Source organism: Pseudomonas sp. Z4-20 (assembly GCF_051131955.1).
GTDB lineage: Bacteria > Pseudomonadota > Gammaproteobacteria > Pseudomonadales > Pseudomonadaceae > Aquipseudomonas > Aquipseudomonas marvdashtae.
This window is the reverse complement of the sequence record NZ_CP071641.1, coordinates 2,680,287-2,702,619: the sequence shown is the minus strand read 5'-3', so window position 1 is coordinate 2,702,619 and position 22,333 is coordinate 2,680,287. Positions and strand designations below refer to the sequence as shown.

General features: G+C 63.1%; 18 protein-coding genes and 2 pseudogenes. 9 read left to right on the top strand and 11 right to left on the bottom strand.

All coding sequences use genetic code 11. The features are described 5' to 3' along the window. Positions 1-10: 10 nt before the first annotated feature. From J3P82_RS12350 to J3P82_RS12315, 8 genes and pseudogenes are all read right to left on the bottom strand, one after another. Complete coding sequence (locus tag J3P82_RS12350) at positions 11-1,393, bottom strand: aspartate aminotransferase family protein (RefSeq protein ID WP_434563428.1); 1,383 nt, start codon at positions 1,391-1,393, stop codon at positions 11-13. Further along, positions 1,393-2,828: pseudogene (locus J3P82_RS12345) on the bottom strand (APC family permease). Before J3P82_RS12345 ends, J3P82_RS12350 begins: the two are co-directional and overlap by 1 nt. A gap of 64 nt (positions 2,829-2,892) precedes the next feature. Beyond that, positions 2,893-4,386: an aldehyde dehydrogenase gene (locus J3P82_RS12340; RefSeq protein WP_434563426.1), complete on the bottom strand. Its 1,494-nt coding sequence runs from the start codon at positions 4,384-4,386 to the stop codon at positions 2,893-2,895. A 15-nt stretch (positions 4,387-4,401) separates the two neighbouring features. Beyond that, positions 4,402-5,571 (bottom strand): acetylornithine deacetylase, encoded by a 1,170-nt coding sequence (gene argE / locus J3P82_RS12335; RefSeq protein WP_434563424.1) that lies wholly within the window; start codon positions 5,569-5,571, stop codon positions 4,402-4,404. Then, entirely contained in the window at positions 5,564-6,238 is a 675-nt protein-coding gene (locus J3P82_RS12330; RefSeq protein WP_434563422.1) for a DUF1028 domain-containing protein, read from the bottom strand. Before J3P82_RS12330 ends, argE begins: the two co-directional genes overlap by 8 nt. 10 nt (positions 6,239-6,248) lie before the next feature. Next, positions 6,249-6,659, bottom strand: a complete 411-nt coding sequence (locus J3P82_RS12325; RefSeq protein WP_003201555.1) for a RidA family protein — start codon at positions 6,657-6,659, stop codon at positions 6,249-6,251. Further along, positions 6,659-8,019 (bottom strand): annotated as a pseudogene (locus tag J3P82_RS12320) (flavin-containing monooxygenase). Before J3P82_RS12320 ends, J3P82_RS12325 begins: the two are co-directional and overlap by 1 nt. Before the next feature lie 408 nt (positions 8,020-8,427). Next, positions 8,428-9,483, bottom strand: a complete 1,056-nt coding sequence (locus J3P82_RS12315; protein ID WP_434563420.1) for a LacI family DNA-binding transcriptional regulator — start codon at positions 9,481-9,483, stop codon at positions 8,428-8,430. A gap of 126 nt (positions 9,484-9,609) precedes the next feature. Here J3P82_RS12315 and J3P82_RS12310 point away from each other — a divergent pair, with 126 nt between their 5' ends. Genes J3P82_RS12310 through J3P82_RS12300 form a run of 3 tightly spaced genes read left to right on the top strand, consistent with a single transcriptional unit; the run spans position 9,610 to position 12,664 of the window. Then, positions 9,610-10,533: a TIM barrel protein gene (locus J3P82_RS12310; RefSeq protein WP_434563418.1), complete on the top strand. Its 924-nt coding sequence runs from the start codon at positions 9,610-9,612 to the stop codon at positions 10,531-10,533. Positions 10,534-10,553: 20 nt separating this feature from the next. Next, positions 10,554-11,723, top strand: coding sequence for a Gfo/Idh/MocA family protein (locus J3P82_RS12305; RefSeq protein WP_434563416.1), 1,170 nt, complete (start codon positions 10,554-10,556; stop codon positions 11,721-11,723). A 38-nt stretch (positions 11,724-11,761) separates the two neighbouring features. Then, on the top strand, positions 11,762-12,664 hold the full coding sequence (locus J3P82_RS12300) for a sugar phosphate isomerase/epimerase family protein (protein ID WP_434563414.1): 903 nt from the start codon (positions 11,762-11,764) through the stop codon (positions 12,662-12,664). 9 nt (positions 12,665-12,673) lie between these two features. Here the strand turns inward: J3P82_RS12300 and J3P82_RS12295 are convergent, their stop codons facing one another. Then, complete coding sequence (locus J3P82_RS12295; RefSeq protein ID WP_434563412.1) at positions 12,674-13,132, bottom strand: metallophosphoesterase family protein; 459 nt, start codon at positions 13,130-13,132, stop codon at positions 12,674-12,676. Between the two features lie 126 nt (positions 13,133-13,258). On the opposite strand from J3P82_RS12295, the gene J3P82_RS12290 reads away from it, so the two are divergent. From J3P82_RS12290 to J3P82_RS12280, 3 genes are all read left to right on the top strand, one after another. Continuing rightward, entirely contained in the window at positions 13,259-14,827 is a 1,569-nt protein-coding gene (locus J3P82_RS12290) for a sensor domain-containing diguanylate cyclase (RefSeq protein ID WP_434563410.1), read from the top strand. 118 nt (positions 14,828-14,945) lie between these two features. Then, positions 14,946-16,949, top strand: coding sequence for a peptidase U32 family protein (locus J3P82_RS12285; protein ID WP_434563408.1), 2,004 nt, complete (start codon positions 14,946-14,948; stop codon positions 16,947-16,949). Between the two features lie 309 nt (positions 16,950-17,258). Beyond that, complete coding sequence (locus J3P82_RS12280; RefSeq protein ID WP_434563406.1) at positions 17,259-17,582, top strand: helix-turn-helix domain-containing protein; 324 nt, start codon at positions 17,259-17,261, stop codon at positions 17,580-17,582. Between the two features lie 23 nt (positions 17,583-17,605). Here the strand turns inward: J3P82_RS12280 and J3P82_RS12275 are convergent, their stop codons facing one another. Both J3P82_RS12275 and J3P82_RS12270 read right to left on the bottom strand, forming a co-directional pair. Next, complete coding sequence (locus J3P82_RS12275) at positions 17,606-18,028, bottom strand: DUF1294 domain-containing protein (RefSeq protein WP_434563404.1); 423 nt, start codon at positions 18,026-18,028, stop codon at positions 17,606-17,608. After that, entirely contained in the window at positions 18,025-18,855 is an 831-nt protein-coding gene (locus J3P82_RS12270) for an undecaprenyl-diphosphate phosphatase (protein ID WP_434563402.1), read from the bottom strand. Before J3P82_RS12270 ends, J3P82_RS12275 begins: the two co-directional genes overlap by 4 nt. Before the next feature lie 272 nt (positions 18,856-19,127). Here J3P82_RS12270 and J3P82_RS12265 point away from each other — a divergent pair, with 272 nt between their 5' ends. From J3P82_RS12265 to J3P82_RS12255, 3 genes are all read left to right on the top strand, one after another. Next, the gene (locus J3P82_RS12265; protein ID WP_434563400.1) at positions 19,128-20,762 is read left to right on the top strand and encodes a methyl-accepting chemotaxis protein; all 1,635 of its coding nucleotides are present in this window, start codon (positions 19,128-19,130) and stop codon (positions 20,760-20,762) included. A 223-nt stretch (positions 20,763-20,985) separates the two neighbouring features. Then, entirely contained in the window at positions 20,986-21,549 is a 564-nt protein-coding gene (gene pnuC, locus J3P82_RS12260; RefSeq protein WP_434563398.1) for a nicotinamide riboside transporter PnuC, read from the top strand. Next, the gene (locus J3P82_RS12255) at positions 21,546-22,070 is read left to right on the top strand and encodes an AAA family ATPase (RefSeq protein ID WP_434563805.1); all 525 of its coding nucleotides are present in this window, start codon (positions 21,546-21,548) and stop codon (positions 22,068-22,070) included. The genes pnuC and J3P82_RS12255 overlap by 4 nt, the downstream gene beginning before the upstream one ends. The last annotated feature ends 263 nt before the right edge of the window (positions 22,071-22,333 follow it).

Sequence of the window (22,333 nt, the reverse complement as noted above, 5' to 3'; positions counted from 1 at the left end):
GCGACGGGACTCAAAGGCGACCGTAAGCGCGGGCGGTGCGGTCTACAGCTTTACGGGTCTTGTCGACCAGTTCGTTGATGTCGGCATGACTGGCCACCAGCGCCGGGGCCATGATCATCCGGCCCAGCGTCGAGCGGATGATCAGGCCCTCCTCGAAACCGAAGGTGCGGCATTGCCAGGCCATTTCGTTTTCGTTGGCGAAGCGCTTGCGGCTGTCCTTGTCCTCGGCCAGTTGCAGGGCCGCGACCATGCCGGCTCCCTGGATCTCGCCAATCAGCGGATGCCCGTCGAACGTTTCGCGCAGGCAACGTTGCAGGTACGGGCCGGTGTCTTCCTTGACTTGGCTGACGATGCCCTCGTCGCGCAGGGCCTTGAGGTTGGCAATCGCCACCGCCGCCGCCACCGGGTGCCCGGAGTAGGTCAGGCCATGGGCAAATACGCCGCCCTGTTCCACCAGCACCTCGGCCATGCGTTTGGACAGGATCAGCCCGCCCATGGGGATGTAGCCGCTGGTCAGGCCCTTAGCGATCGACAAGGTGTCGGGCTCGAAACCGAAATACTCATGGGCAAACCACTCACCCGTGCGACCAAAGCCACCGATCACTTCATCGGCGCACAACAGCACGTCGTATTGCCGGCAGATGCGCTGGATTTCGGGCCAGTAGCTTTCGGGCGGGAAGATCATGCCGCCGGCGCCCTGGAAGGGTTCGGCGACGAACGCGGCGACATTGTCGGCGCCCAGTTCGAGGATTTTCTCTTCCAGTTGGCGGGCAGCGCGCAGGCCGAATTCGGCGGGCGTCAGGTTGCCTTCGTGGGCGAACCAGTACGGCTCGTCGATGTGCGCCACATCCGGAATCACCCCGCCCATTTCGTGCATGAACTTCATGCCGCCGAGGGCCGAAGCGCCAAGCGTTGAACCGTGGTAGCCGTTCCAGCGGCCGATCATGATTTTCTTCTGCGGCTGGCCGAGGATCTGCCAGTAGCGGCGCACGGTGCGAATCAGCACCTCGTTGGCCTCGGAGCCGGAGTTGGTGTAGATCGCGTGGCTGTAGTGATCCGGCAGCAGGCTGAACAACAACTCGGACAGTTCCACCACCGCCGGGTGGGTGGTATGGAAGAACATGTTGTAGTACGGCAATTGCTCCAACTGCCGGCTGGCCGCCGTCGCGAGGTCCTGGCGGCCGTAACCCAGGTTGGTGCACCACAGGCCGGACATGCCGTCCAGGTAACGCTTGCCGTCGTTGTCCCAAAGCGCCAGGCCTTCGCCACGAACGATGACTCGCGGCCCCTCCGCGTTGAGGGCCTTCTGGTCGAGGAACGCATGAATATGGTGCGCGGCATCCAGCGCCTGATACTCACGAGTGCTGCGTGTTGGCTTGGGTGATGCGCTCATCAGAGATCTCCTTGCTTATTGAAATTGTCGGAATCGGTAGGCGCCAGCGGCTCGGGCTTGAACAGCGGCTTGCCCATCACGCACTTGACCCACACCAGCGCCATCAACGAAACGATGGCCAGCACCGCACCGGCGCTGGCGAAGATCGGCACCGTCATTTCCGGGCTGGGGGATACGTGCCAGATGGCAAAGAGCATGCCGGCGATGCCGAACAGCTGGGGCAGCGGGTAGAGCGGCGTACGGAAAGGCCGATGCGCATCGGGATAACGACGACGCAGGGCAATCACGTTGATGTGGGTGATGATGTAGGCCAGCAACCAGGCCAGCGCGGCCGCCAGCAGCAAGAGGTTGATAGCGTCGGGGCTGTCGTGCATCAGCAACAACGGCAGGCCGGTGACCAGCGCGACGAACAGCACCGCGACCCACGGCGCGCCGCTGCGCTTGCCTGGCGCTTGAAGATGCCGAACGCTTGGCCGCTGCGGGCCATGCCCAGCAACATGCGCGGGATGGCCGCAAGCGAACTGTTAAGCGTGCTGCACGTCGCGGTTATCGCGGCGGTCACCAGGAACACCTGCCCGGCTTCACCGAACACCGTGGTCGCGAACAGATAATGCGGCAGGCCGTTGCTGGCCAGTTCAGCTTGGGGAATGGTCAGCAACGCACCGAGGCAATAGAGGCAGATGATGACGAAGATCACCGTCAAGCCAATCATCATCGAGGCCGGTATGTTGCGCTCCGGGCGCCGCGTCTCCTCCACCAACGGGCAGACGAACTCGGCCCCGACGAAGCCCCACACCGCCATCGCGGTCAAGGCGATGACACCGAGGCCCATGGGGTTCCAGCCGGAAGTCGCCACCAGCGTCGAGACGCTGCTGGCCCCCTCGCTTGCCAAGGCACCGAGGCCCATGACCAGCAGCATGACCGTCATGACCAAGGCCAGCACGGTTTGCAGGCGCGAGAAAATGTCGATGTTGAACAGGTTGAGCACGGTGAACAGGCACAACACCCCCAGCGCCACGCTCAGCGGCGGCATCGAGTGCGGGTAAACCTTGTCGATGATGAATTCCATCAGCAGCAGTTCTGCCGACAAGGCAAACATCGCCACCACGACATAGCCGGAGAAGGTCGCCAGGATCGCCGGGAACTGGCCGATAGCGACTTCGGTGTAGCTGCTCAGGCTGCCGGCGCGAGGAATCATCAGCGCCAGTTCGGAGAACGAACAGGCGTAACTCAGGGCCAGCAGCCAGGCCAGGATCAACGGGATGACAAAACCCATGCCGGCGATCCCGGCGCCTTGCAACATCAGCACCATGACACCCTGGGAAACCACTAGGCCCACGGCGACCGCCAACAGGGCGCTCAGGCCCAGGCGTCGACGTGGGCCTGCCAGGGATGGGGTGACGGTTTGTAGCGGCACGCTTGAGGAACTGTCCATCGGTTGCTCCGTTTTCTTGTTTTAGGAAGAACAAAACGATTGCGGGTTAAACCCTGGGCCGCGGTCAGTTGCGCAGCTGGATCCAGGTGGTCTTGAGTTGCGTGTATTTGTCGAATGCGTGCAGCGACAGATCGCGACCGAAGCCCGATTGCTTGCCGCCGCCAAACGGCACGGTGACGTCCAGGGCGTCCACGGTGTTGACCGACACCGTGCCGGCGTTCAACCGCCGCGCCACCCGGTGGGCGCGGTTCAGGTCGTCGGTCCACAGCGAGGCCGCCAGCCCATAGATGTGCTCGTTGGCCATGGCGATGGCCTGTTCTTCGTCGTCGAAAACGCTGACCGCCAACACCGGCCCGAACACCTCTTCACGGGCCAGCTGCATGGTTGGGAGTACGCCGCTAAAAATCGTCGGCTCAATGAAATTGTTCGATCCGTCGATGCTCAGCTGGCGACCACCGCAGACCAGGCTTGCACCTTCGGCCTGGGCCTGCTGGATGTACTGCATGATCCTTGCGGTCTGGCGCGCATCGACAATGGCCCCGGCGCGGCTCGACGGGTCCAGCGGATTGCCGGGCTGCCACAGCCGCGCTTGATCGATCAGGCGTTCGACGAATTCGTCATGGATCGAACGCTGTACCAGCAGCCGCGAGTTGGCCGAGCAGACTTCGCCCTGGTTGAAGAAGATCCCGAACGCGGCCTTCTGCGCCGCCAGGTCCAGGTCCTGGCAGTCGGCGAACACCAGGTTCGGACTCTTGCCACCGCACTCCAGCCAGACCTGCTTGAGGTTCGATTGGGCCGAGTACTGCATGAAGTACTTGCCGACCTCGGTCGAGCCGGTGAACACCAGCGAGTCGACGTCCGGGTGCAAGCCGAGCGCCTTAGCGGCCTGCTCGCCGAGGCCCGGCACGACGTTGAGCACGCCCGGTGGCACGCCCGCTTCCAGGGCGAGTTCGGCCAGGCGCAGCGCCGAGAACGGCGATTGCTCGGCGGGTTTGAGCACCACGCTATTGCCCGCCGCCAAGGCCGGTGCGAGCTTCCAGGCCGCCATGTCCAAGGGAAAATTCCACGGCACCACCGCCGCGATCACTCCGAGCGGAACACGGGTAATGGTGGCAAGGACGTTGGCTGCCGATGGCGCGACCTGGTCGTAGAGTTTGTCGAGGCTTTCGCCATACCAGGCAAACACATGGGCGGCGCCCGGCACGTCAATGTTCCAAGCGTCCATGACCGGCTTGCCCATGCTCAGGGAGTCAAGCAGCGCCAGTTCTTCGCGATGGACCAGCATCAATTGCGACAGGCGCAACAACACCGCCTTGCGTTCGGTCGGCGCCATCCGCGCCCACGGGCCGTGCTCGAAAGCCTTGCGAGCGCTGAGTACGGCGAGGTCGACTTCCGGTCCAGCGCAGGCCACCACATTGGCCAGCAACTCGCCATTGGCTGGGTTGATCACTTCAAGTCGAGCGCCGTCGAGGGCCTCGCACGGTTCGCCGTCAATCAGGGCGCTGTCGCGCAGGCGCAATTGAGCGGCAAGAGCCTTCCAATCATTCAATTCGTTCACAGGCAGTTCCTTGAGTCAGACGTCATTGGCTTCGCTGAGGTATATCGCCAAGCGATCCATCAACCGGTCGCAAGCGGTCATCTGTTCAACGCTCACGTATTCGTCGGGTTTGTGTCCCTGGTCCATGCTGCCGGGGCCGCAGACCACCGAAGGGATGCCGGCCTGGTGAAACAGCCCGCCCTCGGTGCCGAACGCCACGGTGCCGAAGGCGTCGCTGCCACACAGCCGGGCGATCAGGCGCGCGGCTTCACTGTCCGGCGACGTTGCCAGGCCGGGGTAGGCAGACACGTGTTCAAAACGGATCGCGGTGTCGGCGTTGACCGCACGCATCCTGGGCAGCAGCGCCTGCTCGGCGTAGTCCTGCAACTGGTCCACGACTCGCTGCGGGACAAAATCCGGCAGAGCGCGCACTTCAAAGTCAAAACGACAATCGGCCGGGACGATGTTCAATGCCGTGCCGCCCTGGATCACCCCGACCTGCACCGTCGAATACGCCGGGTCGAAGCGCTCGTCGTGGCGTGACGGCTCGGCCAGCGCCGCGCCGATTTCCCCCAACCGGCCGATCAGGCGCGCCGCCTGTTCGATGGCGTTCACCCCGTAAGGCGCGTAGGCGGAATGGCAAGCCGCGCCTTTGACGTGGCAACGCATCGCCAACTTGCCTTTGTGGCCCACCACCGGCTGCAGCTCGGTGGGTTCGCCGATCAGGCACAAGGCCGGTTGAGGAATGCGTTGCGGCAACGCTTCCAGCAAACTGCGCACGCCCAGGCAACCGACCTCTTCGTCATAGGAGAACGCCAAGTGCACCGGACGACGCAGCGGGCTGGACAGCAACATCGGCACCGCCGCCAGCACGCAAGCGAGGTAGCCCTTCATGTCCGCCGTGCCACGTCCGAACAGCTTGCCGTCCGCTTCGGTGAGTCGGAACGGATCGACCGTCCAGGCCTGGCCGTCCACCGGCACCACGTCGGTGTGCCCGGACAGCACCACACCGCCGGGCACCGCCGGGCCGATGCTCGCCAGCAGGTTGGCCTTGGTGTGCTCGGCGTTGTAGATCAGCTCACTCTCGACGCCTAGCCCATGGAGGTAGTCGCGCACGAACTCGATCAATGCCAGGTTCGAGTCGCGGCTGACCGTGGCAAAGCCCACCAATTCGGCCAGCAGTGCGCGACTGCGCAACTCACTCATCGCCCGGCACTCCGTAACTCGGCGCCTGGGTCGGATCGAGGGCACGGGTCAGGTAATCGCGCAGTTGCGGCTGATACGCGAGCCAGAGCTTTTCCAGTTCGCCGATGGGGTTTTCATCCGCCCAGTCGACCCGCAGATCGACGATGGGCCAGGTCAGGTCATCCACCACCGACAGCGCCGCCGAGTGCACGGCCCCGGCTTCGCCGCCCGCCGTCTGCCCAGCCTGCAGGGCATTCAGCAGGCGGGACGCGAGGCTGCCTTCGCCCTGCTCGAAAGCCGTCACCATGGCTTCGATGACGCCCTCACCCGCCAACAGATTGCCGGCCGCCACGCATTGCTCACCTACTTGAGCGCCGTGGATGCCCAAGGCATGGCGGCCGCTGAAAACTGCCGTGCGTCCTTGGGCGTCGATCACCGCCACCTGGCGATACTCGCCATAGCCGTTACGCGCCAAGGCCTTGTCCAACGCTGCCTGGGCGTTCGAACCGAACGACAAATCATCGAGAATCTGCGGCCCAAGGGCCGGCAGCGTAATGTTCTGGCTGGAAACTGCGCCGACACCGGCTCGCAGCCACGGGCAACGGGCGCCGACGGCGATGCTGGAAGAACTGATGGCAATGCCCAACTGGCCGGTTTCGGCGCAGCGTCCGACGATGGAAAACGTCATGTCGTGCTCCTTATTCGGGAATGACCGCGATCACGTCGATTTCCATCAGCCACTGCGGCTGGCCCAGGGCGCTGACCACCAGCCCAGTGGAAATCGGAAAAACACCCTTGAGCCATTTGCCGACTTCCTGATACACCGGCTCGCGGTAACGCGGATCGATCAGGTAGGTGGTGGTCTTGACGATGTGGCTCAGGTCGCTGCCGGCTTCTTCCAGCAATTGCTTGACGTTGCGCATGGCTTGCTCGGCCTGGGCACGCGGATCGCCGAGGCCTACCAACTGGCCGTTGAAATCGGTGCCAACCTGGCCGCGCACATAGACCGTATTGCCGGCGCGGACGGCTTGGCACAGATCGTTGTCCAGCGTCTGGTTCGGGTAGGTGTCTTTGGTGTTGAACATGCGGATGCGAGTGTGGGTAGGCATCAGCGGACTCCCATGAGGCTGGTTTTCGAAGGTTGCGTGCTGCCCGGCGCTGGTGATTGGGCAGTGCGCTGCGAGGCGTCCCGGTAGTCGAGGTAGGTGCGCTGTTTGACGATGTGCTCGGTGATATGCCGGGCGTCGTGCCACACACCCCAGATGAACGCCGAGCCACGGCGCGACAGCCAAGGCAGGCCGACGAAATACAGGCCCGGCTCGCTGGACACGCCGCGTTGGTGCCGGGGTTTACCGTTGGCATTGAGGGCATCGACTTTCAGCCAGCTGTAATCCACCGAATACCCCGTTGCCCAGATAATGGTGCTGACGCCCGCCTCGGCCAGGTCCAGTTCCAGGATCGGCCGGGTCAGGCACGCCGGGTCCGGCAACAAGCGACGCGCCTCGGGTTCGAGCGGCAGGTCCAAGCCGTTGCGCTCGATATAGGCATCGGCGGCATCGAGCAACGCCAGGTAGTTTTCATCGCCGCGGGCAATGTTTTCGGCCAGGTTCGATTCAAAACTCACCACGCTGCCGTTGAACGACCGGGTCAGGCCCACCAGCGTGATGCCTTCATGGGCCAGCCGGCGAAAGTCCACGGTGTGCCCGCCGCGCGCGCCGCTGACGGCGATGGTGACGTGCTCCTTGCCCGGCTTGACCGCTTCGGCATCCCACTCGCCCAGCACCCCCAGCCACCAGCAGAAATCCCGGTTGCGATAGGCTCGCGGTGGACGGTCATGGGCGCCCACCGAGAGGTAGACCTGCTTGCCGGCGCGCTGCAATTCGTCGGCGATCTGCACCCCCGACGACCCGGCGCCCACCACCAGCACGGCGCCGTCGGCCAGCTGCGCGGGATTTCGATATTGCGCCGAATGAATCTGGGTCACCGTGGCCATGTCTGGCGCAATCGGCGGGATCACCGGGCGCTGAAACGGCCCGGTGGCGACCACCACGTTGATGGCCTCGATCAGGCCCTCGGACGTTTCGATGGTGAAGCCGGGGCGGCCGGTATTGCGCTCGACGCGGCGCACGTCCACGCCGGTACGGATCGGCGCCTTGAACTTGTTGGCATAGGCTTCGAAGTAATCGGCCACCTGGTCCTTGGAAGCGAACGCATCGGGGTCCAGCCCCTTGAATTCCAGCCCTGGAAAACGGTCGTGCCAGGCCGGGCCGTTGGCAACCAGCGAATCCCAGCGCGCCGTGCGCCAGGCCTCGGCAATGCGGTTGCGCTCCACCACAAGGTGCGGCACGCCTTGGCGGCTCAAATGTTCACTCATCGCCACGCCGGCCTGGCCGGCACCTATAACGAGCGTATCTATGCGTATTGTTTCAACGGGCATATCGGGCACTTCCGGCAGTGGGTTTGGTTCAGGTCGGCGCGGTGCCGCCTCGGGTTCTGATTTCTTGTTGTTCTGCGGTTGCGACTATCGAGAGGAGGTGTCGAGGCGATTGTGTTGGCAGGCGGGAATTTGCGAAACGAGGCTTTTTGTTGTGGCTGGGAAGGAAAAAACTGGGGGCGGCCCAGGCGACGATCGCCGGGCCAATGCAGGTATTGTTTGCACGCGAAGCATCCTGAACCCGTGGCGAGGGAGCTTGCTCCCGCTGGGCTGCGCAGCAGCCCCAAAGCCCTCACCTCGCTCAGTCAGGCCGATTGCGTTCCAGCTTTCTTGGGCTGCTGCGCAGCCAACGGGAGCAAGCTCCCTCGCCACAAGAGCGGTTCGTCACGGGTTGGATGGCTCCATAGTTTGCGTAGAGGATGTTTTGCGAAAAGCCTTTTGGGCTAGACGCTCTCCGGGACATCGATCTGAAGCGCCACCACCCGCCGCGCCACAGGTCCCGGCGGCGAGGCAATCGCAGCCTCGACCAAGGCATCGACGGCCTGCTCGGCCAGGTTCACCACCGGATGGGACAGCACCGCCTGGACCAATCCGCTCTTCAACGCGTCACGCGTCAATGAAGTCAGGTCGTGGCACACCACGACGGGCAAGCGCAGCTGTCTTTCCTTGAGGCTACTCAAGGCCTTCAGCACCCCGGCGATGCCGCCGCCCGCCACGTACAGCCCCGCCAGATCGGGCTCTGCCGTGAGCAAGTCCAAGGTGTTGCCATAGGCGAATTCATCATCTTCCAGGGTCAGTCGCGAGGCGAGCAGTTCCCACTCGCTCGAATGCTCCGCCAGGTAGCTGCGAAAGCTCAGTTCACAGAGTTCCTGGCACTGGAAGCGCTGGCTGCTGAGCATGACCACCGCGGGCCCGGGCTGCTGGGCGAGGCGACTGATGAACCAACCAGCGGTGCGTCCCGTGAGGCGATTGTCGAGGCCGGCGTAACCGGTGCCGGCAGCGCTGGACAATTCCGACAGCAGCGCCACCACCAAAACACCGGTCGCGCGCAACTGCGCGACTGCCTCGCGGACCCGGGGATGATCGACTGCCACCACGCCCAGGCCATCGACCTGATCCCGTAGGGCAAGGATGCGTTGCGCCACGTTGGCGGGATCGAGGTCGTCCAAATAACCGATGGCCACGCGAATTCGTGCTCGCGTGCAGGTGGCGGTGGCGTTTGCCAAAGCGTGGGCGAGGCCCTGGTAGAACGGCACGCCACTTTTCTGCAACAGGAAGCCCAGCCGCAAAGTGGGACGGTCGTTGAGCACTCGCTGCTCGATCACGCCCTTGGCATGGAAACCCAACCGCCTCGCCGCTGCGGCGATCAGCTGAGCCGTGTCGGCTCGCACATCCGCGCGCAGGTTGAGCACGCGATCGACCGTCGACAGGCTGACGCCCGCTTCCCGGGCGACGTCGGCCATGGTGGGACGGAGTTTTCGGCGTAGCTGTTCTGACATGTCTTGACACCTCCTTCGGGCATCATGAGGGGTTTTGACATATTAAGCCACCGGCCCATGGCCCGCTTCGCGCCGACGCAATAGCATCGAGCCAGGCCATAACAACAACACAGCCGGAGTGCTTGCATGACGATCCACATTTGTACGGCGCCCTGCTGCTGGGGCGTCGATGACGTCGAGAACCCTTTCCTGCCACCCTGGCAACGCGTGCTCGCCGAAGCCGCCGAAGCCGGCTATCGCGGCATCGAACTGGGGCCTTACGGGTACTTGCCGCTGGACGCCGGGGTCCTCAACCCGGCCTTGTCGGACAACGCCTTGCAGGTCGTCGCCGGGACGATTTTCGACGACCTGGTGAGCCCGGCCAACCTGGCCGAGCTGCTGCGCCAGACCCATGCGATCTGCGGCTTGCTCACACAATTGCCGCCCATGGAACAGCAAGCCGGCCAGCGCTTTGCCGGGCCCTATCTGGTGATCATCGACTGGGGCCACGAGGAGCGCGACTACGTCGCTGGCCACTCGGACCGCGCGCCACGCCTGGACGATGCCCGCTGGAACGCAATGATGGCGCACATCCGCACCATCGCCGACATCGCCTGGCACGCCTACGGCATCCGCGCCGTCATCCATCCGCATGCCGGCGGCTATATCGAATTCGCCGATGAGCTGGCACGCCTGGTCGACGACATCCCATACGAAGTCGCCGGGTTGTGCCTCGACACCGGGCATCTCTATTACGCCGGCATGGACCCGGTCGCGTCGCTGCGCACCTACGCCCATCGCCTGGACTACCTGCATTTCAAGGACATCGACCCGGTGGTTTTCGACCAGGTGTTGAACGAGCGCATCCGTTTCTTCGCGGCGTGCGGCCGGGGCGTGATGTGTCCCATCGGGCACGGCGTCATCGACTACCTGGCGCTGCACCGTCTCGTGCACGAACTTGGTTACCAAGGCTGCATCACCGTCGAACAGGAACGTGACCCGCGCGACGCCGGGACCAGCCTGGACGACGTGGCGGCCAGTCACGCCTACCTCGCCCGCATCGGTTTCTGACCCGTACAAGGACCTTCCCCATGATCAACGGCAGTAAAACGCTCCCACACCCTATCCGCTGGGCCATGGTCGGCGGCGGCGAGCACAGCCAGATCGGCTACATCCACCGCTCGGCCGCCCTGCGCGACCGCAACTTCGAGCTGGTCGCCGCCGCGCTGGACATCGACCCCGACCGGGGCCGGACGTTTGGCGAACAACTGGGCATCGAGCCGTCGCGCTGCTACGCGGACTACCTCAGCCTGTTCGAGCTCGAAGCGCAACGGCCCGACGGCATTCAGGCGGTGTCGATCGCCACGCCCAACGGCACGCACTACGCCATCACCCGCGCCGCTCTGGAGGCCGGTTTGCATGTGGTTTGCGAGAAACCGCTGTGCTTCACCCTGAAGGAAGCCAAAACCTTGCGTGCGTTGGCCAAATCCAGGGGACGCGTCGTTGGCCTCACCTACGGCTACGCTGGGCATCAATTGATCGAACAAGCCCGGGCGATGATTGCCGCGCGGGCGCTGGGGGAGATTCGCATGGTGCACATGCAGTTCGCCCATGGGTTCCATAGCGCACCGGTCGAGTCGCAGAACCCGGCGACCCAGTGGCGCGTCGACCCGCGCCAGGCCGGGCCGAGCTACGTGCTCGGGGACGTCGGCACCCACCCGTTGTACCTGTGCGAAGTGATGCTGCCCGACCTCAAGATCAAGCGCTTGATGTGCAGCCGCCAAAGCTTCGTCGCCAGCCGCGCCCCGCTCGAGGACAACGCCTACACCCTGATGGAATACGAAGGCGGCGCCATGGGCATGGTCTGGTCGAGCGCGGTGAATGCCGGCTCCATGCACGGCCAGAAAATCCGCGTGATCGGCTCGCGGGCCAGCCTGGAATGGTGGGACGAACGGCCCAACCAACTCACTTTCGAGGTCCAGGGCCAACCGGCGCAAATCCTGGAACGCGGCATGGGTTACCTACACGCCGGGGCCCTGGTGGACGACCGCATCGGTGGCGGTCATCCCGAAGGGTTGTTCGAAGCCTGGTCCAACCTTTATCGCCGCTTCGCCCTGGCCATGGACGCCGCCGACCGTGGCGACAGCGAAGCCCTGGCCGCCCTGCGCTACCCCGACATCGATGCAGGCGTGGAAGGCGTGCGCTGGGTCGAGCGCTGCGTTGAATCGGCCAACCAGGATTCCGCCTGGGTCGCCTACTGACCCCCACAGTAATGAGTGTTGCCCCATGGAGAACAACAATGAAAATCGCCCTTGATCCCTACATGCACCGTCACCTGAGCCTGCCGGACCTGTGCCGCAAGACCGCCGAGCTCGGCTACGAATACCTGGAGTTGTCGCCACGGGAAGACTTCCTGCCGTGGTGGGTTCGCCCGCGCGCCCATAAGGAACGCATCGCCGAATTCAAGAAAGCCCTGCGTGACCACAACCTGCAACTGGCTTCGCTGCTGCCGATGTACCGCTGGGCCAGCCCCCACGAGGACGAGCGCCGGGCAGCGGTGAATTATTGGAAGGAAGCGATCCAGGTCGCCGTGGAGATGGGCTGCACGACCATGAACTCGGAGTTCGGTCGCGGGCCGTCGCCTGATCGCGGGCACAAGGTCAGTTGCTGCGGGGGCCTGCACAGCCATGAGTCCAGCGAAGCCGCCTGGTGGCAGAGCATGGAAGAACTGGTGCCGATCCTCGAATCCGAAGGCGTCACGTTGAACGTCGAGCCTCATCCGGAAGACTGGTGCGAGACGCTGCACCCGGCCCTGGACATGCTCAAGACCCTCGGATCGGACAACGTCAAGTTCCTCTATTGCACGCCCCACACCTTCTACTTCGGCGACGACATGAAAGCCATGATCGCCGACGCAGGGTCAATGATCGCCCATGTGCACATTGCCGACACCTACAACCACAAGGCCTCGTCCGGCCTGCGTTACATCGCCAATCCACCCGGGGCGAAAGTGACCGTGCACCAGCACATGGACATGCACCAGGGCGAAATCGACTGGGACCTGTTCTTCGGCGAGCTGGCCAAGACCGGGTTCGACGGCATCGTCACCGCCTGCGTGTTCGGCTGGGAAGAACGGGCGGATGAGTCGGGCCGCTTCATGCGCCAGGAAATCCAGGCGTACGTCGACAAATACTTCCGGTAACCGCGATCGTCATGGCAGCAGTGGGACAATCCGCGGCTCGAGCCCCCGCTCGCTGACCTCAAGCAGCGCCAGCGTCACCGGCAGTTTGAAGCGTCGCCGGCCGGCGCTGCCGGGGTTGAGGTAAAGCCGTTCCCCGCGCCAGTCGATCAGCGGTTTGTGGGAATGGCCGGTGATCACCAGTTTTACTTCCGGGTCGAGGGCGCTGGGCACATCGGCGATGTCATGGACCAGCAGCACTTGCCATCCCGCAAGGTCGAACTGAAGGCAATCGGCAATGCCCGCCGCCCAATCGACTTCCAGGTCGTTGTTTCCCCGCACCACGTGCAGTTCGCCGATAGACGCCAGTGCTTCCAGGATCCCAGGGCTGCCAATATCACCGGCATGAATAATTCTCTCGCAACCTTGCAACGTCGCCAGCGCTTCGGGGCGCAGCAAGCCGTGGGTGTCGGAAATAACCCCAACTTTCATGAAACCTTCCTCCCCAACCGTGTGTCGTCGGTTGTACCTGCCTCGTCGCAGTTAGCTAACGTGCTGAAATCGAATAGGATAGGCTGCGCGCTGAAACGCGCAGACCGTCGCGCAAAGGATATGTCAATGCTCGGACGCAAACAGCCAGAGCCCAAGATCGAAAGCCCCGATGAAGCGTTCTCCCAGCAAACTGTGCGGGCCGGCGCTGCATTTCGGCTGACCGTGAGTTTCATGCTCGTGGTTGTCATCGCCTTCCTGGCCGTCGAAGGCTGGCGCACCTGGCGAGATTACCGCGCAGCCTTTGCGTCTGCCCGGGATTCGGTGACGAACCTGGCCAGGGCAACGGCGCAACACGCCGAGGACGCCATCCGCCAGGTCGACGTGGTCACCGCGGCCCTCGCCGAACGCGTGGAAGGCGACGGCCTGCAGAACATGGACATCCCGCGCATCCATAAGCTGCTGGTGCAACAGGCCGCGATCATGCCGCAACTGCACGGCTTGTTCATCTATGGCCCGGACGGCCAGTGGCTGGCGACCGACAAAAAAGTCATTCCGGAAATGGCGAACAACGCCGACCGCGACTATTTCCAGTATCACCGCAGCCACGAGGACCGACGCGTACGCATCGGTGAAGTGATCAAGAGTCGGTCCACCGAAGACTTGATCATTCCTGTCTCTCGACGCTTGAACAATCCCGACGGCTCCTTTGCCGGGGTGATGCTCGGGACGGTCAAGGTCAGCTATTTTGTTGACTATTACGGTGATTTCAAGATCGACGATAAAGGCGCGCTGGTCCTGGCCATGCGCAGCGGAACGATCCTGGTGCGCCGACCCTTCGTTGCATCGGTGATCGGCAAGAGCCTGGTCAACAGCGTGATCTTCCGGGAGCACTTGCCCACGTCCAACCAGGGCGTTGCCGAAGCCAGGGCCGTCGTCGACGACACCGAACGCCTGTATGGTTTTCGAGCCCTGACCACTTATCCGCTGGTGGTGGAGGCCGGGCTGTCCCGTGAATCAATCATCGCGCCCTGGCGTCGGGACCTGCTCAAGACCGGCCTGGTGCTGGTTTTCCTCATCGCGATACTCGTGGGTTTCGGCCTTATCGTGCTGAGCCAGTTGCGCTATCGCATGACCATGGAAAAGCAGATCCGCGGCGCCCACCAGGCCATGCGGGACATGGCGCTGACCGACAGCCTGACCGGACTGGGCAATCGTCGGCGGCTGGACATCGCGCTGGCCGATGAGCTGCGCCTGGCCAAGCGCCAGGGTTCTTCCCTGGCGCTGATCATGCTCGACGTCGACTATTTCAAACGCTTCAACGACCGCAACGGCCATGCGGCTGGCGACGACTGCCTGAGGGCGATCGCTGGCGCAATCGGGGAGACGATCAAGCGGCCGGGCGATCTGGCGGTGCGCTACGGCGGCGAAGAGTTCACCGTGTTGCTTCCCAATACCGACAACACCGGTGCGGCCAAGGTCGCGCAGCAGATCCTCGAAGCCGTCAGGGCCCTGGACATCGAACACGGCGACCATCCCCTGGGAATCGTGACCATCAGCGCCGGCATCACCACCTGTCAGCCCAATAGCGAGGACGCGACGCCCGCCATGTTGATCAAGGCCGCGGACGCGTTTTTGTACCTGGCGAAGAACACCGGGCGCAATCGTTGGTGCAGTGCCGACGCATCGCAAGGCTGATGCGGTCGGATTGACCGCATATCGGTTCATTACGCCCTGCGTAGGCTTGCGCAGGTGCCGACCGGCCGCCACGCGGCTACAATGCGCGCTTCGACCGTGACCAGCCTGACTAAAAAACATGTCCTTGCCTAAACATCATCTGGAATTGCTCAGCCCCGCCCGCGACGTGACCATCGCCCGCGAGGCCATCCTGCATGGCGCCGATGCCGTGTACATCGGTGGCCCGAGTTTTGGCGCGCGTCACAACGCCTGCAACGAGGTGAGCGATATCGCCGGGCTGGTGGAGTTCGCCCATCGCTACCACGCCCGGGTGTTCACCACGATCAACACCATCCTGCACGACAACGAGCTGGAGCCGGCCCGCCAGCTGATCCACCAGTTGTACGATGCGGGCGTCGATGCGTTGATCGTCCAGGACCTGGGGGTGATGGAGCTGGACATTCCGCCGATCGAGCTGCACGCCAGTACCCAGACCGACATTCGCACCCTCGCCCGGGCGAAATTCCTCGACCAGGCCGGTTTCTCCCAGTTGGTCTTGGCTCGCGAGCTGAACCTGCAGGAAATCCGCGCCATCGCCGACGAGACCGACGCGGCCATCGAGTTCTTTATCCACGGTGCGCTGTGCGTGGCGTTCTCCGGCCAGTGCAACATCTCCCACGCGCAAAACGGGCGCAGCGCCAACCGTGGCGATTGCTCCCAAGCCTGTCGCCTGCCCTACACCTTGAAGGATGACCAGGGCCGGGTGGTCGCCTACGAAAAACACCTGCTGTCGATGAAAGACAACAACCAGAGCGCCAACATCCGCGCCCTGGTCGAGGCCGGCGTGCGTTCTTTCAAGATCGAAGGACGCTACAAGGACATGGGCTATGTGAAGAACATCACCGCCTACTATCGCCAGCGCCTGGACGACGTGCTCGAAGACCGCCCGGACCTGGCCCGCGCCTCCAGCGGCCGCACCGCGCATTTCTTCGTGCCGGACCCGGACAAGACCTTCCACCGTGGCAGCACCGACTATTTCGTCAGCGAACGCAAGATCGACATCGGCGCCTTCGATTCGCCGACCTTCACCGGCGTGCCGGTGGGCGTGGTGGAAAAAGTCGGCAAGCGCGACCTGCAAGTGGTGACTTTCGATCCGTTGTCCAACGGCGACGGGCTCAACGTACTGGTCAAGCGTGAAGTCGTCGGTTTCCGCGCCAACATCGCTGAGCCCAAGGGCGAGTTTCTCGATGAGGACGGCAAGCAGCGCTACCGCTACCGCGTCGAGCCCAACGAGATGCCGACTGGCATGCATCAGTTGCGCCCCAACCATCCGCTCAATCGCAACCTCGACCACAACTGGCAGCAGGCGCTGCTCAAGACGTCCGCCGAGCGCCGCGTGGGCCTGGCCTGGGTCGCTCGGCTGGGCGAAGAGCGTCTGGAGCTGACCGCCACCAGCGAAGAAGGTATCCGCGCCAGCGTTGCCCTCGACGGTCCCTTCGGCCTGGCGAACAAACCAGAGCAGGCCCTGGAGCAACTGCAAGACCTGCTTGGCCAACTAGGCACCACCGAATACCACGCCACGTCGATCAAGCTGGATGCGCCCCAGGCGTACTTCATCCCCAACTCCCAGCTCAAGGCGTTGCGTCGCGAGGTCATCGAAGCCCTGACCGCGGCGCGCGTCGCCGCCCATCCACGGGGCGGGCGCAAGGCAGAAACCACCCCGCCGCCGGTGTACCCGGAGTCGCACCTGTCGTTCCTGACCAACGTCTACAACCAGAAGGCCCGCGACTTCTACCACCGCCACGGCGTCAAGCTGATCGACGCGGCGTTCGAGGCCCACGAGGAAACCGGCGAAGTGCCGGTGATGATCACCAAGCATTGCCTGCGCTTCTCGTTCAACCTCTGCCCCAAACAGGCCAAGGGCGTCACCGGCGTGCGCACCAAGGTCGCGCCGATGCAGCTGATCCACGGTGATGAAGTGCTGACGCTGAAATTCGACTGCAAGCCCTGCGAGATGCACGTGGTCGGCAAGATCAAGGGGCATATCCTTGACCTGCCGTTGCCCGGCAGTACGGCGCAGCCGGTGGTTGGCTACATCAGCGCGGAAGATCTGCTCAAGACGATTCCTCGCGGAACGCATTGAGTCCGGGCGCACGCTGGACGTCATTCCCCAGGGGGAATGGCGTCTACATTCATTTGTGGCGAGGGGATTTATCCCCGCTGGGCTGCGCAGCAGTCCTATCGCAGTGGACTCAATTTTCCTGGCACACCGAGTTGTCTGGTTTGAGGGCCGCTTCGCAGCCCAACGGGGATAAATCCCCTCGCCACCGGATTTGCACCAGCAATGACAAACTGGATCGACCGCCTCCCATCCCGCTTCCGAGGTAAGCCTGCCGAGGCATAGGCCGACGAGGCCCAGGGCCCCTACCATGACGGCACGCGGAGGTACGCCATGCTGACCCACCCTTCCATCGTTCTACTGTTGCGTCGTCATCATCTGTTCAGCCAATTGCCGGAACGGGTTTTCGAAGACGTGTGCAACCTGGCCGTACTCAAGCGGCTGCCTTGCAACAGCACGCTGATGCATCAGGGCGACCCACGGGATGGTCAGGTGGTGTTGCAAGTGTCGAAGCGGCTGGTGGCTTCGAAGCTGGGCATCCAGCCGGAGACCTTTTCACGGATTCTGCATCGGTTGGTGGATGGTGGGTTGATTGTCATGGAGCGACGTAACATTCGCATCCTGGCTGAGGATGAACGGGTGGATTACCAGCAATAACGGGGCAGCCCGCCCTTAGAGGTCTAGACCCATGCCAACAGATGACCACCCAAGAACAATTGGTCGATCCAGAATCCCTGGTGCAGCAACACAATGAACCAGAACACCACTTGGAACGACACCTTGCGGGTCTTGTGGCGGAACATCTGCTGGGCGAGCAGCGCGCCGGGCCAGCCGCCTGCCAGTTCCACGGCATGCAGCACGTTCTCCGGCGTGCGCCAGGCGTCGAAGCGAGCCTTGCGCTTGTCGTTCCAGTACAACGAAAATGCCACCGCACTGACGATGCCATAAGCGACCATCGGCACCCACGATTCGCCTTGCAGCCCAAGCAAGAGCGAGCCGGACAATGGCAAGGCGCAGAGCAACGCAAACACAGCCAGTTTCAATCGCAGGTTCTGCACGGGCCCGCCGGCTTGACGCGCGGCGCGCCTGCTTGAATCGTTCATGGTTTGACCGATGTCCAGTCCACCCAGCCAAATTGCCAAGTCGCCAGGATCAACAGGCCGAACGCGATCCGATACCAAGCGAACACCGCGTAGCTGTGGCTGGCGATGAAGCGCAGCAACCCCTTGACCGCGATCATGGCAAAGATAAACGCCGTGACGAAGCCAATGGCGAACACCGGGAAGTCCGCCGGGACGAACAGTTCGCGGTATTTGTAGCCCGAATAAACCGCGGCACCGACCATGGTCGGCATCGCCAGGAAGAACGAAAACTCGGTGGCCGTCTTGCGCGACAGGCCGAACAGCAGGCCGCCGATGATGGTCGCTCCGGAGCGGGAGGTGCCGGGAACCATTGCGATACACTGGGCCAGGCCGACCTTCAGGGCATCCTTCCACGTCATGTCGTCCACGGTTTCGGCGTGCACGCGGTGTTGGCGTTTCTCGGCCCAGAGCATCACGAAACCACCCAGCACCAGCGCCGCGGCGACGGTGATCGGATTGAACAGGTAATGGTGGATCCAGTCGGCAAGCAGTACGCCGAGTATCACGGCGGGGAAAAACGCGATCAGCAGGTTGACGGTAAACCGGCGGGCGCTGGGCTGGGTCGGCAAGCCCAGCACCACCTCGAAGATCTTGCGCCGGAATTCCCAGACCACCGCGAGGATCGCCCCGAGCTGGATGATGATATTGAACGCCATCGAACGCTCGCCACCGAACTCCAGCAAGTCAGCGACCACGATCTGGTGCCCCGTGCTGGAAATCGGCAAGAACTCCGTCAGGCCCTCGACCACGCCAAGAATCAGTGCCGAAAAGGCAGTCCACAAATCCATTCATCCCCCAAAAAAGACCCGTTCGTTCAGGCCTTATCAATATTCAAGCGGTACGCAGGTGCACGCAGCGGCTGCACGATAACCGCGACCTTTCAAAAAAAACCAATGAAAAATCAGAACGGGCTCAGGTTTTGCGCTGCGGGGCCGAAATCCTATCAGACAAGCCCTGATAACGCTGCCGCGTCATGACCCAGGTCAACCACGGGCAGGTACCGAGCGTTAAAGTGCCATCGTCGTTTATGACAAAAATAAGAAAACCGGAGTGACAGCGTATGAATAGCTTGCGCAATGTATCGATCAGCCGACGCTTGTGGCTCATCCTGATCGTGTCCATCGTGATGTTGTTCACGCTGGGCGCGTTCATGCTCAAGCAGATCCACACGGATCTGTATCAGGCCAAGTATGAGAAAACCGAGCATGTGGTCCAGACCGCCAGTGGCGTGCTGAGCTATTACCATGGGCTGGAAACCGCCGGCACCCTGACCCGCGAGGCGGCGCAGAAGCAAGCCCTGAGCACGGTGCGCGGCCTGCGTTATGACCAGACTGACTATTTTTGGATCAACGATCTGACGCCGGTCATGGTCATGCACCCGACCAACCCGAAACTCGAAGGCCAGAACCTCTCGGCGATCCGTGACCCGAACGGTTATGCGCTGTTTAACGAGATGGTCGCCATCGCCAAGGCCAAGGGCGCCGGCATGATCAACTACCTCTGGCCGAAACCGGGAGCCGAAGCACCCGTCGGCAAGACCTCCTACGTCAAGCTGTTCGAGCCCTGGGGCTGGATCATCGGCTCGGGTGTGTACGTGGATGACGTGCAGGCCGAGTTCCAATCCCAGATGATCAAGGCCTCCTTGATCGGCTTGGCGATCACGCTGATCATGAGCCTGTTCTTGACCTTGATCGTGCGCAGCATCGTCCGTCCGCTACAGGAAACCGTAAACGCCATGGCCAACATCGCCAGCGGCGAGAGCGACCTGACCCGCACCCTCGATACAAATGGCCAGGATGAGGTCACCCAACTGGCGCGGCACTTCAACGCCTTTACCGCCAAGTTGCGCCAAGTGGTGAGCCAGTTGCAGGTCTCGGCCAGTGAATTGGGCCAGTCGTCCAGCGAATTGGGCAACGACGCCGCGCAAGCCCAGCAGCGCAGCCAACAACAGTCGCAACAAATGGAACTGGTGGCGACCGCCATCAACGAAGTGACCTACGGCGTGCAGGACGTGGCGAAAAACGCCGAACACGCCGCCAGCGAAATGCGCGACGCCGAATCCCAGGCCCAGCAAGGCCAGATCAATATCGATGGCAGCTTGCAGCAGATCGACCGCCTCTCCCAGACCATCGACCAGGCCGTGGAAGTGATCCGCACCCTGGCCAGCGAAAGTACCCAGATCGGCAGCGTGCTGGAAGTGATCCGCTCGATTGCCGAGCAGACCAACCTGTTGGCGCTCAACGCGGCCATCGAAGCCGCTCGCGCCGGTGAACAGGGCCGCGGGTTTGCCGTGGTGGCCGATGAAGTGCGCCTGCTGGCCCAGCGCACACAAAAATCCACCGCCGAAATCCAGGCCATGATCGAGCGTCTGCAAAATCACTCCGAAGCCGCCGTGAAAGTCATCAGTGACAGCAGCCGCGCCTCGCAACTGACCATCGAGCAGGCCGGCCTGGCAGGCGCGAGCCTTAACGCCATCGGCCAGGCCCTGCGCAACCTCAACAGCCTGAACGCCTCTATCGCCAGTGCCACCCTGCAACAGGCCCACGTCGTGGAAGACATCAACCAGAACGTCACCCAGGCCGCTGGCCTGTCCCACAGCACCGCGGTGGCGGCGGAACAGTCGAGCCTGGCCAGCGCGCGCCTCAAAGGGCTGAGCGAACAGCTCAACGGGCTGCTCAAGCAGTTTCGGGTCTAAGAGTAGTCAGCGCGCCTATAGGGGCTGATGCTCACTGGACACTGTTGTGATTCACCGTGGCGAGGGAGCTTGCTCCCGCTTGACCGGGCTGGCGCTCCAAAGGGCCGCTACGCAGCCCAGCGGGAGCAAGCTCCCTCGCCACGCCAACCCACATTGGTATTGGAGCTGCCCGCGTCATTACGTTTACAATCCCCGCCCTTTCCGACTTCCCCAAGGAACAACCATGTCCGGGCTTGAACTGTTTGCCGCAGCCCTCGGCGTGATCGCTGTCTGGTTGACCGTCAAGCAGAATCCCTGGTGCTGGCCGATCGGCTTGGTCATGGTGCTGCTGTACAGCTGGATTTTCTTCGAGGTGAAGTTGTACTCCGACATGCTGCTGCAAGGGGTCTACGCCGTGCTGCAACTGTACGGCTGGTGGCAGTGGACCCGCGCTGGCGGCCACCATCACGGGCGGCAGGTGACGCGCCTCGGCGGGCCCTCGGTGTTGCTGGGCCTGGCCATCGGGGCGGCGGGCAGCTTGCTGCTGGGAGGCGCCATGGCGCACTGGACCGATGCCGCCCAACCCTGGCTCGACGCGGCGCTCACCGGTTTCAGCCTGGTCGCCCAATGGTGGATGGCGCACAAACGCGTGCAGTGCTGGCCGCTGTGGATCGTCCTGGATGTGATTTTTGTTGGCCTGTTCATCTACAAAGGCCTGCACCTTACCGCCGCGCTCTATGCCCTGTTCACCCTGCTGGCCGTGCAAGGCTGGCGGGAGTGGCGCGCCGACCCGGCACTGCGCACATGAAAGTGGTGGTGCTGACCGGCCCGGAATCCAGCGGCAAGAGTTGGTTGGCGGGGCAGCTGGAGGCGCACTTCGGTGGCGTGCGGGTGGATGAGTACGTGCGCCATTTCATGCAACGAACCCAGCGTGATACCTGCCTGGCCGACATCACCGACATTGCTACCGGACAACTGGCCTGGGAAGACGCGGCCCGCGCCAGGCAGCCCGCGTTGCTGATCCTCGACACCCACCTGCTGAGCAATATTCTCTGGAGCCGGACCCTCTTCGGCGATTGCCCGGACTGGCTCGAACCGGCCTTGCTGGCGCGCCATTACGATCTGCACCTGCTGCTCAGCCCCGAGCAGGTCGAATGGGTCGGCGATGGCCTGCGCTGCCAGCCAGCGCTGGACGAACGTGTGATGTTCTTCGAGACGATGGAGGATTGGCTGGTTCGCCATCGGCAACCGTTCCTGAAGATCGGTGGCGGTTGGGCAGAACGTCGTGAGCACGTGCTCACGGCCGTGTCCCGGTTGCTCCAGGCCTGATCGTGTTTCATCCTTGAAACATCACGACCGCCTCAAACCCCACCCCCGCCGCGCCTGCGATCATTGCGCCCATGACTGTCAAGTCACTGAAACACTCCGCGTAAAGGCCTAAGCATAGCCATTTGATGGCAGCTGGCCCCTCGCCACGCGCGAGGGTTGTCTCAGCGATGAGACAGATTTCGCCACGAGCGCCCTCCACATCTTTCAAGCCATTGAATTCATGTACTTTTCCTGAAGCGGCACAACACCTGCTCTTCCCCATG